This window comes from Enterobacter sp. 200527-13 (assembly GCF_027924865.1).
Lineage (GTDB): Bacteria > Pseudomonadota > Gammaproteobacteria > Enterobacterales > Enterobacteriaceae > Enterobacter > Enterobacter ludwigii.
This window is the reverse complement of the sequence record NZ_BSCM01000002.1, coordinates 380530-393095: the sequence shown is the minus strand read 5'-3', so window position 1 is coordinate 393095 and position 12566 is coordinate 380530. Positions and strand designations below refer to the sequence as shown.

Sequence of the window (12566 nt, the reverse complement as noted above, 5' to 3'; positions counted from 1 at the left end):
CTCCTTCGGTATTATTGTGTGTTGTCCGGGGTTTCCCGGTAAGAAATCAGCGGATCGACAATCTGGCGCGTGCTGCCATCGGTCAGTCCAAGATCGGTCAAATGTGGCCCGGCATTACAGGCAAGGCAGGTTCCTTCTATGGCCTTAAAGACCCGATAAGGCGGTTCCCAGTCGGCAATCAGACTGCTGCGATCGCGCAGCGTCCTGAACTGCAGCGCCAGCTCGGCAGGTGGCAGTTCCGACAGCATGCCCGCAATCGGCATGGCAACGTGGGCAATCACGTCACCCTGTTGCGCCAGCGCCATGCCACCACCGCTGTTGATAAGCGTATTGGCAGCCAGCGCCATATCGTTCGGATCGCGGCCCAAAACCACCAGGTTGTGAGAGTCGTGCGAGTAGCTGGTGGCAATCGCCCCGCGCAGTTCCCCCCAGCCTTGAAGCAGGGCAATTTGCGGTTTTGCTGCATGACGGGCATGGCGATGCTGAACCCAGATCAGGCTAAAGCCGTCCGGGATCTGCACGCACCCGTTGCGCACCTGCACATCTGTTTCACCCCAGCGGGTAAAGCGCGCGCCGCAGATGTGGCGCAAGCGAGCCACGCCATGGTTCGCGTTGCCAATGCGCATGCAAAAATCATCAGCGGTCAGGGCAGACAACCGTACGGTATCACGCGGCAACGTAAGAGGCGTATCAGCAACAGGTTCGAGCGTTGCCCCGTCCCGGGCAATCAGCTTTCCGGCGACGTAGACCTGGCGCGCCGTCAGTTTATCCAGCGAGTCAAACACCACCAGATCCGCGCGACGCCCGGCGGCAATCAGCCCCAGGTCGTTACGCTGCAGGCGTATGGCCGCATTGAGCGTTGCAAAACGCAGTGCGTCGGTGGCCGCTAATCCATGTTCAATCAGCAGGTTCAGCAGCGCGATGATCCCGCCTTTTTCCATGAGGATGTCTGGCGGAACATCATCGGTACAAACCGTGATGTGAGACGAAAGATGGGGGAGCGTTTTCAGGGCGCTGACAATATCGGGCAGCAGATAAGGGTGCGAACCGCGGATCTCCAGCGTCAGCCCGGCACGCAGTTTTTCCAGCGCATCGTCAGCTGACGTTAACTCATGGTCAGAAGTCACGCCTGCTGCCAGATAAGCCTGTAAATCCGCACCGCTGAGACCGCGGGCATGGCCTTCAATCAGCTTTCCGCTGTCGAGCCCGGCCTGCATAATTTCAAGCATACGCTGGCTGCCATTAAGCACCCCGTGCATGTCCATCACTTCAGCCACACCGCGCACTTCCGGCCAGCCAAGCAGGGTGTTCATCTCGTCTCCGGCAAAATCCGCCCCGGACATTTCCAGGCCGGGCGTTGAGGGCACGCTTGAAGGCGCGGCGACCATCACCTGCAGCGGCAGATTGCGGCTGGCCTCAATGGCAAAACGGACGCCGTCAATGCCCAGCACGTTGGCCAGTTCATGCGGATCCCAGAAGACCGCCGTGGTGCCCTGTGCAAGCACAATCTCCGCGTAGCGGGCGGGCATAAGATGGGAGCTTTCAAGGTGGACGTGGGTATCCATCAGCCCTGGCGACAGAAACTGGTTGTTCAGCGCGTGGGTCTCATGTGCGTCGTTGCGGCTGCCGCGCGGATGGACGCTGGCAATCAGTGATCCCACGATACCAACATCCGCTTCGCGGATCTCACCAGTGACCATATCCACAATACGGGTATCGGTGAGCAGCAGGTCAAAGGGCATTTCGCCTCGTGCAGCCTGAACGGCGCGGCGTCGGGTTTCAGCAGTCATGCAATTAACAGTTCCAGCATCAAAATAATGACGCTACTCTATGCACACGGCAAACGTTTGCCCAGCTGATAAAATTTATCGCCCGATAACCCCGGGTTATTCTGTGACGCGTGTAATGGATAATCATGACGGAACCCTGGCAGCGCTTGCCCGCGCTCTCTCTTCGACAGCTACAGTATTTTGTCACTCTGGCGCAGCTGCGTCATTTTACTGATACCGCCAGCAAACTGGCTATCAGCCAGCCGGCCCTCAGCAGTGCGTTGCGGCAAATCGAGACGGTGCTTGGGGGCAAACTGGTTAACCGGACCGCTTCGGCCGTGACGTTGACGGAGCTTGGCAATGCCATCCTGCCGCACGCGCAGCGGGTGCTCAGCGTGGCGCAGCTTGCGTTTGACGACATGCAGCACATTGTTCAGGTGGGCGGAGAAGGTACGGTGCGTATCGGGCTGATCCCTTCCGTGAGTTCGCTGCTGTTCCCCTTGTTGCCCCGGACGCTCGCGCAGGCTTTTCCCCGCCTCAGGGTGGAATTTCACGATCAAACCAACGATGCGCTGGTGGTCCAGCTGCTGAAAGGGCAGATTGATTTCGGCATTGGTGCGCTCGATAACTCTGTTCCCGACCAGCTGAACGTGTTTCCCTTACAGGATGACCCGTTTGTCGCGGTCATTCACAGCGACGATCCGCTGGCCGCGTCGGCGCACCTGCCCTGGAAGCAACTGGCAGGGCGGGATATCGCCGTGTTCTCAAAAGGTAATATTCAGCGTCTGGTTGCGGCGCTCGCGGAAAGCCACCGTTTGTCATTGCCGACACGCTATCAGGTGGACTACATCGAAACTTTGTATGGTCTGGTGCGCTCGAAACTCGCCGTGGCGATTTTACCGCAGCTCTATACCACGCACCTCCAGGACCCGCAGCTCAGGGTGGTACATCTTCAACAACCGGCCCTGGCCCGCACGGTGGCGTTAATGCGCGCCCCGCAGCCGCTTCCTCCGCTTATCGAATCCTGCTTTACGCTGATGGCCGACACGTTGCGAACGAAATGACCCGACACTTCTTTACAGCGTGATGGCGCATTGCTCGCTAAGATGACCGTCGATTCATCAAGAGGTCACAATGGAAAACCGCAAATTCAGTCGACTGCGCCGCTGGGCGCGGGAAGGAATCATCTTCTTTCTGCTCGCGCTGGCCGTCATGTGGGGCGTGGATCAATACCGCAAGCCCACACTCCCCGCCAGCTTTAGCGCTGCACCGATGCACAGCATCGACGGAAAGATCCACGATATAACGGCACTCAGCCAGGAACGCCCGCTGCTGATATACGTATGGGCAACCTGGTGCAGCATCTGCCGGTTTACGACGCCCTCGGTCAATACGCTGGCAGAACAGGGTGGCAACGTCGTGAGTATCGCCATGCGTTCCGGCGACGATGCAAAGCTGGCGCGCTGGGTCGATAAGAAACAGCTGGTCATGCCGGTGGTCAACGATGCCAACGGTGCGCTGTCACAGGCGTGGCAGGTGAGCGTAACACCGACGCTGGTGATCGTGTCGAAGGGGAAAGTGGTCAGTACTACTACGGGGTGGACAAGTTACTGGGGAATGAAGCTCAGACTGTGGTGGGCAGGGCTGTAAAGAGAGCCCCTCTTCCGGCGGAAGAGGGGCTGGATATTACTTCGCCAGAACTTCCTGTGCGGTACGCTCAACCAGCGACAGCAGGACTTTAATGTCCTCCAGGGTCACGGTTGGGTTCAGCAGAGTCAGCTTCAGGCAGGTGACGCCGTTATGCTCGGTCACGCCGACGTTAGCACGGCCGGATTCCAGCAGCGCATCACCAATTTTCTGGTTCAGCAGGGCGATACCCGCGTCGTCCATCTGTACCTGTCCACGGAAGCGGAACAGTACGCTTGCCAGCTGCGGCTGCATAACCAGTTCCAGAGCAGGCTGCTCTTTCACGTAAGCCGCAACCTGCTGTGCCAGCGTAACACCGTGATCGATGATCGCCGCGTATTGTTCCTGACCCAGCGCTTCCAGGCTCATCCACAGCTTCAGCGCGTCGAAACGACGGGTCGTCTGCAGAGATTTGGACACCAGGTTAGGCACGCCAGCTTCTTCATCGAACTCAGAGTTCAGATAGGCCGCCTGATAGCGCATCAGCTCATAGTGGCGCGCTTCTTTGAGCAGGAACGCACCGCAACTGATGGTCTGGAAGAACTGCTTGTGGAAGTCCAGAGTAACGGAATCCACCAGCTCGATACCGTCCAGGTAGTGACGATACTGCTCGGACATCAGCAGCGCGCCGCCCCAGGCCGCATCAACGTGTACCCAGATATTCTGTTTCGCCGCCAGTTCAGCAATGGCACGCAGCGGATCGATTGCACCTGCATCGGTAGTACCGGCAGTGGCAACAATCGCCAGGATCTGCTCGCCGTTAGCATTGCACTGCTCAATTTTCGCTGCCAGATCGTTGAGATCCATGCGCGAGAATTCATCCGTTTTCACCTGCACGACGGACTGGTAGCCCAGACCCATCAGCGCCATGTTCTTCTGCACGGAGAAGTGTGCGTTTTCAGAGCACAGCACGCGGATTTTACGCAGATCCCCAACCAGGCCGTCCTGCTGAACGGAATGACCCTGACGCGCGAAGAACGCATCACGGGCCAGCATCAGACCCATCAGGTTGCTCTGCGTGCCGCCGCTGGTGAACACACCGGCGTCGCCAGCCTGATAACCCACGCGGGTACGCAGCCATTCGATCAGCTTGATCTCAATGATGGTTGCGGACGGGCTTTGATCCCAGGAGTCCATGCTCTGGTTAGTGGCGTTAATCAGCACTTCCGCCGCCTGGCTAACCACCAGGCTTGGGCAGTGCAGGTGCGCCACACACTGCGGGTGATGAACGGACAGGCTGTCTTTCAGGAAGAACTCCACGGCGCGTTCAATCGCCGCTTCGTTGCCCAGCCCTTTCGGGTTGAAATCCAGCTTAATACGGTCGCGCAGTTCCGCGACCGTTTTGCCCTGATACATCTCAGGCTGTTTCAGCCACTGCATCACAGCCTGAGTGCTTTGTTCAATCGCCTGCTGGTAAGCTTCAATGCTCTGTGCAGAGGAGAACAAAATTGGGTTTGAATCTGACATCGTGTTCAACAACTCCGGTTACGCCGGGCGAACGCCCGCAGCAAGCAGTGCCTGCTCGAATTTATCCAGGAAGACTTTCAGCTCATCATCGCTGATCAGCAGGGAAGGCAGCAGACGCAGAACAATACCGTTGCGACCACCGCGCTCCAGAATCAGGCCGGCTTCGAAGCACTTCTTCTGAATCAGTGCAGACAGCTCGCCATCACCCGGGTAGCAACCCATGTGGTCTGCCGCTTCGTGTGGCTTAACGATCTCAATCCCGATCATCATGCCCAGGCCGCGAACGTGACCGATAACCGGATAGCGTTTCGCCATCTCGTTCAGCTGGCCTTTCAGCCATTCGCCCTGTGCGGCCACTTTGCCCGCGATGTTCTGGTCTTTCAGGATTTTCAGCGTTGTCAGACCGGTTGCCATTGCCAGCTGGTTGCCGCGGAAGGTACCGGTGTGGTGGCCTGGTGCCCACGCGTCGAACTGTTTTTTGATGCCGAGTACCGCCAGTGGCAGACCGCCGCCAACCGCTTTAGACATCACGATGATGTCTGGCTCAATGCCCGCGTGTTCGAAGGCGAAGAATTTACCGGTACGGGCAAAGCCAGCCTGAACTTCGTCGAGGATCAGCAGAATGCCGTGTTCCTGAGTCACTTTACGGATGCGCTGCAGCCACTCAACCGGAGCCGGGTTAACGCCGCCTTCACCCTGAACGGCTTCAAGGATCACTGCCGCAGGTTTACGCACGCCGCTTTCAACGTCGTTGATCAGGTTTTCGAAATAGTAGGTCAGCGCTTTCACACCCGCCTCACCGCCGATACCCAGTGGGCAACGGTACTGGTGTGGGTAAGGCATAAACTGCACTTCTGGCATCATACCGTTAACCGCTTCTTTCGGAGACAGGTTGCCGGTAACGGCCAGTGCGCCGTGAGTCATACCGTGGTAACCACCAGAGAAGCTGATGATACCGCTACGACCGGTCACTTTTTTCGCCAGTTTCAGCGCCGCTTCAACGGCATCAGCACCGGATGGACCGGTGAACTGCAGGCAGTACTCTTTGCCCTGACCAGGCAGCAGAGAGAGCAGATATTCTGAGAACGCGTCTTTCAGAGGCGTAGTCAGATCCAGAGTATGTAACGGCAAGCCGCTGGTAATGACATTTTGGATGCTTTTCAGCACATCAGGATGGTTATGTCCAAGCGCAAGGGTGCCTGCGCCTGCTAAACAGTCAAGGTATTCTTTATTGTCTGCATCGGTGATCCACACGCCTTCTGCTTTAGTGATTGCTAAAGGCAGTTTGCGCGGATAACTCCTGACGTTAGATTCAAACTCGGCCTGACGGGCCAGATAGGTTTCGTTGCTTTTGTGGGCATCTACGGTGTCAATACGGACTTTATCCGTCATCATATCACTCCTACAACCGCCGCTTCGTTATGAGCAACGATTGAATAAAAAGTTAAAAAACAGATGGGGGCCTGAAAAAAACGCCGCCAATATAGAGCCTTTTGTCACGAGGCTCAATGGTTAATTTGTTTACTGTTTTATGACATGCGGTACGGGAGAGGGAATATCCTCATTTTAAGAATAAAAATTGCGCTTTATGCCAAACAAAAACAGCCGGTTACGCGTATTTTGTCAGGACTGTAAAAAGAGAGAAAAGTGTGTGACAAATCGTGCCATTGAGGGACGTTAAGGGGGGCAGTTAGCCCCTTTAAGCGTATTATCTCGACATTACCTGCAAAATACCGGGGTCACGACAGGTTGTTTTTATTCCCGGACATAGCGGTTACAGGCTTCTCATTACATCTGATTGGTATAACAAAATCATGAAAGCGAGAAATCAACAGGTCTTGCATCACTGGTACTCTTCCCCTAATCTGCCAAATGTAAGTGAATTCTTACCAATGACTCGGGGTGCCCTTCTTAAATGAAGGCTGAGAAATACCCGTATTACCTGATCTGGATAATGCCAGCGTAGGGAAGTCAGATGCCTTCCCGGTCATCGCTTCTTCACGCACGGCAGGAGCGATACCATGCAGCCTGACCTGCTCGATTTACACGTTTTACATCAGTTTCGAACCCGTTCCCCGCTTACCCACTGTATGACCAACGATGTGGTACAGACCTTTACGGCCAATGTGTTACTGGCGCTTGGCGCTTCTCCGGCTATGGTGATTGAAGCCGAAGAGGCCGAGCAGTTTGCCGCGCTCGCAGATGCCCTGCTGATAAACGTCGGGACGCTGACGGCGCCGCGCGCCCAGTCGATGCGCCGGGCGATTGAGCGTGCAGTGGCAGCAGGGAAACCCTGGACGCTTGACCCGGTTGCCGTAGGGGCGCTCACGTTCCGCACCCGTTTTTGCCACCAAATTCTCGCCCTGAAACCGGCGGCCATTCGCGGCAATGCCTCGGAAATTCTCGCCCTTGCCGGGATGAGTGCGGGCGGGCGCGGCGTCGATACCACCGACACGGCGGCAACTGCGCTGCCTGCCGCGCAGGCGCTGGCTCGCCAGACGAATGCCATTGTGGTGGTCACCGGTGAACGGGATTACGTCACCGACGGGCAGCGCACCCGCACGGTCGTGGGCGGTGACCCGATGATGACCCGCGTGGTGGGAACGGGATGCGCGCTCTCGGCAGTCGTGGCGGCGAGCTGCTCGCTTCCCGGTGACCGGCTGGATAACATCGCCGCCGCCTGCGGATGGATGAAACGTGCCGGATCGGCAGCCATCGCCCGGTCCGGTGGTCCCGGCAGTTTTGCCAGCGCGTTCCTCGACGCGCTCTACACTCTGGAGGAACGGGCATGAATCGGATTAACGCCCTTACCATTGCCGGTACCGACCCAAGCGGCGGCGCGGGCATTCAGGCTGATTTGAAAACTTTCTCCGCACTCGGGGCGTACGGCTGCTCGGTGATTACCGCGCTGGTGGCGCAAAATACGCGTGGCGTGCAGTCGGTTTACCGCATTGAGCCGGACTTTGTCGCCGCACAGCTGGATTCGGTTTTCAGCGATGTGCGAATCGACACCACCAAGATTGGGATGCTGGCCGAGACCGACATTGTTGAAGCGGTGGCAGAACGGCTTAAACGTTACCAGGTGCAAAATGTGGTGCTGGATACCGTGATGCTGGCAAAAAGCGGTGACCCGCTGCTGTCCGCCTCCGCCGTCGAGACGCTGCGAAATAAGCTGCTGCCGCAGGTGGCGCTTATCACGCCTAATCTGCCTGAAGCTGCTGCGCTGCTGGATGCGCCGCACGCGCAGAATGAGCGCGAAATGAAAGAGCAGGGGAATGCGCTCCTGGCGATGGGCTGCGGCGCCGTGCTGATGAAAGGTGGTCATCTTGATGATGAAGAAAGCCCTGACTGGTTGTTTACCCACGACGGTGCGCTGCGTTTCACGGCCCCGCGGGTACAGACCAAAAACACCCACGGGACCGGCTGCACGCTCTCTGCTGCGCTGGCGGCTTTGCGCCCCCGTCGTGACAACTGGGGGGATACGGTCCGCGACGCTAAAATCTGGATCTCCGAAGCGCTGGCAAAAGCCGATACTCTCGAGGTTGGTCACGGTATTGGTCCGGTACACCATTTTCATGCCTGGTGGTAAGCCGTATACTGGCAACACACACCAGGCCTGAGAAAAACAGAGATGGAACAAGCGCATACCCGGTTAATCGACCAACTGAATGAACGCATTGCCGCCCCGGACAACACGCCGCTGTATCTGAAATTTGCCGAAACGGTAAAAAACGCGGTACGCAACGGGGTGCTGGAGCATGGGAATATACTGCCCGGCGAGCGCGATCTCAGTCAGTTAACCGGCGTGTCGCGCATTACCGTGCGCAAAGCGATGCAGGCTCTGGAAGCCGAGGGCGTAGTGACGCGCGCCCGGGGCTATGGGACGCAAATCAATAACATCTTTGAATACTCGCTCAAGGAAGCGCGCGGTTTTTCTCAGCAGGTGGTGCTGCGCGGCAAAAAGCCCAACACGCTGTGGGTGAATAAACGGGTGGTGAAATGCCCGGAAGAGGTGGCCAGCCAGCTGTCAGTGCCGCCGGAGAGCGAGGTCTTTTTGCTTAAGCGCATCCGCTATGTGGATGATGACGCCGTATCGATTGAGGAGTCCTGGGTGCCGGTAGGGTTGATTCACGATCCGGATGCAATTGGGATTTCCCTGTATGACTACTTCCGTAGCCAGAATATCTTCCCGCAGCGTACCCGTTCACGCGTCAGTGCCCGCATGCCGGACAGCGAGTTTCAGACGCATATCCGCATGGATGACAAAATCCCGGTGCTGGTGATCAAGCAGGTTGCACTTGATCAGCAGAACCGGCCCATTGAGTTCAGCATCAGCTACTGCCGTAGCGATTTATACGTCTTTGTGTGCGAGGAGTAACGCCTCGCGCCCTGGCGCGCAGTCGCCGCCGCGGTGGCTAACGACCCAGGCCGCCACTGCATTGCCAAGCGTAACGGCATCAGCCAGCGACCATCCTGCAGCCAGCCCGGCAAGCGTGCCACCGGCGTGGCTGTCGCCCGCACCGATCGTGTCGACGACGGTTGCGGGAAACGCCGGAACGTAGCCCGATTTATCACCCTCAAACCAGGCGGCACCGTCTTTATCGTGGCGAATAATCAGCGCCGAACCAAAACGCTGTAGCCACTGCGGACCGAGTGTTTCAGCTTCCATGCCAAATCGTCCCGCTGCCATCTCCGCTTCCTGGCGATTAAGCGATACCATCGGCCTACAGGCCATGATCCGCGCCATCAGCGCATCGGGAATATCGGCAATACGCGGCCCAAAGTCGATAAACGCGGTAACGTTTTCCAGTCCCTCCAGCCAGGCCGTCAGACGCTCTCCGCACGGTGACGCCAGCTGATAGCCTGAGAGGTAGACCAGGCTTTCAGGCGGCACGTGCAGCGCATCCAGCCAGCGCTGTTGCCACTGGTTCTCCACGCCGCTAAACGACATAAAGGTCCGCTCACCGTCCGGTTCGACCAGCGCCAGACACCAGCCGTTGTCGCCCGTTTCTACGTCGACGACGCTGTGCAGATCCTGTTTGGCCATGGCGTTACGGATGATGTCTGCCCACACTCCGTGACCGACGGGGAGCGCGTTTTGCGCGGCGATCCCGAGCCGTTTCAGCGCAATAGCAATATTCAGCGCACAGCCGCCGATATTGACACCCTGTTGTTTAAGTTCGATATCACACCCGCGCCAGGGCAGGGCATAGGCGTCGGCGATCACGTCGATGACCGCGGCACCCAACACCGTGACCGGGCGAGTGGCGTGCAGTGTTTCAAGGCGTGCAGCAAAAGCACTCATACGCCCTCCCTTTGCTCCCGGAAGTGCAGCAGTTTTTCACAGTAGTGGTTAAAGTCGAGGCGGTTTACGGCGTCGAGTTCCTCCTTGTACGCCGGGTCAATCGCCTGTACGCCGTGAAGCGCACCGCAGATTGCCGTCGCCATCGCGCCGATGGTGTCCGTATCACCGCCGAGGTTGGCGCACAAAATGGCGCAGCGGTTCGGGTCGGTGCCTGCCAGTTCGACCATTGCAATCGCCGCTGGAACCGACTCAAGCGTGCTGGTGCCCGCGCCAATAAGCTGGTAAACCTGCTCGCTGGCGGAATCGATGCCGTTGGCTTCACGCACGGTCTTAAGGGCGAGCTCAATCCGTGCCGCCAGCGATGCGCTGAAGGTGGTTGTTTTCGCTTCCTGTGCGTAGCGTGCAATGCCTGGCAGGGCATCGACGATGTTCTGCCAGCGTTCACCGTCAATGGCACGCGACACTGCCCAGGCTATCACCACCGCGCCGGCAATTGCGAGGTCGGATTTATGGGTCGGGCTGGAGGCCAGCGCCACCTCTGCGACAAAGTGCTCCAGACGCGTGGCCGGCAGCAGGCAGCCCAGCGGAGAGGCGCGCATCGCCGCACCGTTGGTGACGCCGTTGTTTTCCAGTTCACTGACCGGCTTGCCGTCACGAATGGCGTTAAGCGCAATCTTCGATGTCGGACCTAACACATTCTTGTTAAACGCATCGAACGATTCCGCCCAGTGCAGAATATGTTTGCCGATAACATCCGCGTTGATCTGCCCGTCGCATTCGATAATCGCATCCGCCAGGCATAACGCCATTGACGTATCGTCGGTGAATTCTGCCTGCTTAAAATAGCAGGCGGCGTTATTTTCAGCCGGTCCGGGTAAAAAACGGTCGATCCAGCCGAAGTGCGCTTTGACGCGCTTTCTCGGCCAAAGCTCCGACGGCATGCCCATCGCATCCCCTAACGCTTGCCCGTAAAGGGCACCGAGAATACGTTCTTGTTTCATTTAACTTCCCCTCGTGTCAGCGCGGTATCGCCTTCAACCACCTCAATTGCGGTGATCTCTTTGTCCGATTCGCGGAAAAACAGCATAAACAGCACGGCGATCACGACAATCATGATCCCTCCGAATGCCCACATTCCGGCCCAGTTGAAGGTCAACCCATTCACCGGCTCTTTGTATGCGAACATTTTTTCCATCATCACGCCGCCCAGGCGGTAACCTAACAGGCTACCAAACCCCTGACAGCACAGCGTAATCAGGCCTTGTGCGGCGGTGCGCATATGCACCGGCGCTTTTTTATCCACGTAGATATACGCGGTCACATAGTAGAAGTCGTAGCTCACGCCATGCAGCAGAATGCCGAGGAACAGCAGGGCATAGGTGAAGTACTGGTCGGCACCACCGTAAACAAAGAAGCCATAGCGGATGGCGGCGGTGAGCAGGCCCAGCAGCAAGACCTTCTTAATACCAAAGCGTTTGGTGAAGAACGGCAGCGCCAGCATAAAGAAAATTTCGGAGAACTGGCCGAGCGTCATCCAGCCGGTGGCGTTTTTCATCCCCACTTCGGTGAGATAGCCGTTGGCAAAGATGTAATAAAAGGCCAGCGGCATTGCGAACAGAAATGAGCAGAAGAAGAACACCAGGAAGTTTTTATCGCGCAGCAGGATCAGCGCATCCAGCCCGAGCATGACTTTGAAATCCATCTTGCCGGTACTCTTCGGCGGGGTGTTCGGCAGGAACAGCGCAAAGACACCGAGCAGGGCGGAGCTCCCCGCCGTCATCAGCAGCGGAATATTGGTATCGGAAATGTCGTTATAGCCCATCATCTGCGGCAGGAAACCGCACGCCAGTCCCGAGGCGATCCAGCCGAGGGTGCCCATCACGCGGATACGCGGGAAATCAGCCTCCACATCATCCACATTGGCGAAGGCAATACTGTTGGTCAGCGCAATGGTCGGCATATAGGTCAGGGAGTAAACCAGCAGCAGCGGGAAAAAGGTGCTGAACTGGGTTTGCTGTGCGGCGAAGTACATCACAATGGCACCGGCGAACATCAGTACGGCCAGTACTTTCTGCGCAGCGAAAAAGCGGTCGGTCAGTGAACCCACCAGAATGGGGGAGAGGATCGCGGCAATCGCGGTACAGGCATAAGACCAGCCAATTTCCCCGGCGGTAAAACCGCTTTTGCTCAGCCACAGCCACAGCGGTACAAACCACGCGCCCCAGATAAACCATTCAACAAACATCATGAATGACAGTTGGACTTTCGTTTTCATTGTTTAATCCTGCATGTCAGAGAGGGTACGCCTTTAACATACCACTTAATAATACCTTTTAAAT

Annotated in this window: 11 protein-coding genes and 1 riboswitch; of the genes, 5 read left to right on the top strand and 6 right to left on the bottom strand. The window is 57.3% G+C overall.

Annotated features, from left to right (window positions below; all coding sequences use genetic code 11):
* Window positions 1-11 precede the first annotated feature (11 nt).
* Complete coding sequence (locus tag QMG44_RS11095) at window positions 12-1790, bottom strand: adenine deaminase (RefSeq protein ID WP_032678559.1); 1779 nt, start codon at window positions 1788-1790, stop codon at window positions 12-14.
* Between the two features lie 122 nt (window positions 1791-1912).
* On the opposite strand from QMG44_RS11095, the gene QMG44_RS11090 reads away from it, so the two are divergent.
* Both QMG44_RS11090 and QMG44_RS11085 read left to right on the top strand, forming a co-directional pair.
* Entirely contained in the window at window positions 1913-2833 is a 921-nt protein-coding gene (locus tag QMG44_RS11090) for a LysR family transcriptional regulator (protein ID WP_165764061.1), read from the top strand.
* A 70-nt stretch (window positions 2834-2903) separates the two neighbouring features.
* A complete protein-coding gene (locus QMG44_RS11085; protein WP_032680611.1) occupies window positions 2904-3419 on the top strand; it encodes a protein disulfide oxidoreductase in 516 nt (171 codons plus the stop codon).
* 36 nt (window positions 3420-3455) lie between these two features.
* Here the strand turns inward: QMG44_RS11085 and QMG44_RS11080 are convergent, their stop codons facing one another.
* Together QMG44_RS11080 and QMG44_RS11075 are read right to left on the bottom strand one after the other, a co-directional pair.
* On the bottom strand, window positions 3456-4922 hold the full coding sequence (locus tag QMG44_RS11080) for an aspartate aminotransferase family protein (protein WP_025203662.1): 1467 nt from the start codon (window positions 4920-4922) through the stop codon (window positions 3456-3458).
* A gap of 18 nt (window positions 4923-4940) precedes the next feature.
* On the bottom strand, window positions 4941-6317 hold the full coding sequence (locus tag QMG44_RS11075; RefSeq protein ID WP_014170865.1) for a diaminobutyrate--2-oxoglutarate transaminase: 1377 nt from the start codon (window positions 6315-6317) through the stop codon (window positions 4941-4943).
* Window positions 6318-6810: 493 nt separating this feature from the next.
* Window positions 6811-6908: riboswitch (TPP riboswitch) on the top strand.
* Between the two features lie 35 nt (window positions 6909-6943).
* Here QMG44_RS11075 and thiM point away from each other — a divergent pair.
* Genes thiM through QMG44_RS11060 form a run of 3 tightly spaced genes read left to right on the top strand, consistent with a single transcriptional unit; the run spans window position 6944 to window position 9300 of the window.
* Complete coding sequence (gene thiM / locus QMG44_RS11070) at window positions 6944-7714, top strand: hydroxyethylthiazole kinase (RefSeq protein ID WP_086532297.1); 771 nt, start codon at window positions 6944-6946, stop codon at window positions 7712-7714.
* Window positions 7711-8511: a bifunctional hydroxymethylpyrimidine kinase/phosphomethylpyrimidine kinase gene (thiD, locus tag QMG44_RS11065; protein ID WP_086532298.1), complete on the top strand. Its 801-nt coding sequence runs from the start codon at window positions 7711-7713 to the stop codon at window positions 8509-8511. The genes thiM and thiD overlap by 4 nt, the downstream gene beginning before the upstream one ends.
* Window positions 8512-8553: 42 nt before the next feature.
* Entirely contained in the window at window positions 8554-9300 is a 747-nt protein-coding gene (locus QMG44_RS11060) for a GntR family transcriptional regulator (protein WP_014170861.1), read from the top strand.
* Here QMG44_RS11060 and QMG44_RS11055 read toward each other — a convergent pair.
* The 3 genes from QMG44_RS11055 to QMG44_RS11045 are packed head-to-tail and all read right to left on the bottom strand — an operon-like array spanning window position 9274 to window position 12502.
* Complete coding sequence (locus QMG44_RS11055) at window positions 9274-10227, bottom strand: PfkB family carbohydrate kinase (protein WP_086532299.1); 954 nt, start codon at window positions 10225-10227, stop codon at window positions 9274-9276. The two genes, QMG44_RS11060 and QMG44_RS11055, sit on opposite strands and share 27 nt — an antisense overlap.
* Window positions 10224-11228: an ADP-ribosylglycohydrolase family protein gene (locus QMG44_RS11050; RefSeq protein WP_086532300.1), complete on the bottom strand. Its 1005-nt coding sequence runs from the start codon at window positions 11226-11228 to the stop codon at window positions 10224-10226. Before QMG44_RS11050 ends, QMG44_RS11055 begins: the two co-directional genes overlap by 4 nt.
* Window positions 11225-12502 (bottom strand): nucleoside permease, encoded by a 1278-nt coding sequence (locus QMG44_RS11045; RefSeq protein WP_086532301.1) that lies wholly within the window; start codon window positions 12500-12502, stop codon window positions 11225-11227. The genes QMG44_RS11050 and QMG44_RS11045 overlap by 4 nt, the downstream gene beginning before the upstream one ends.
* Window positions 12503-12566 lie beyond the last annotated feature (64 nt).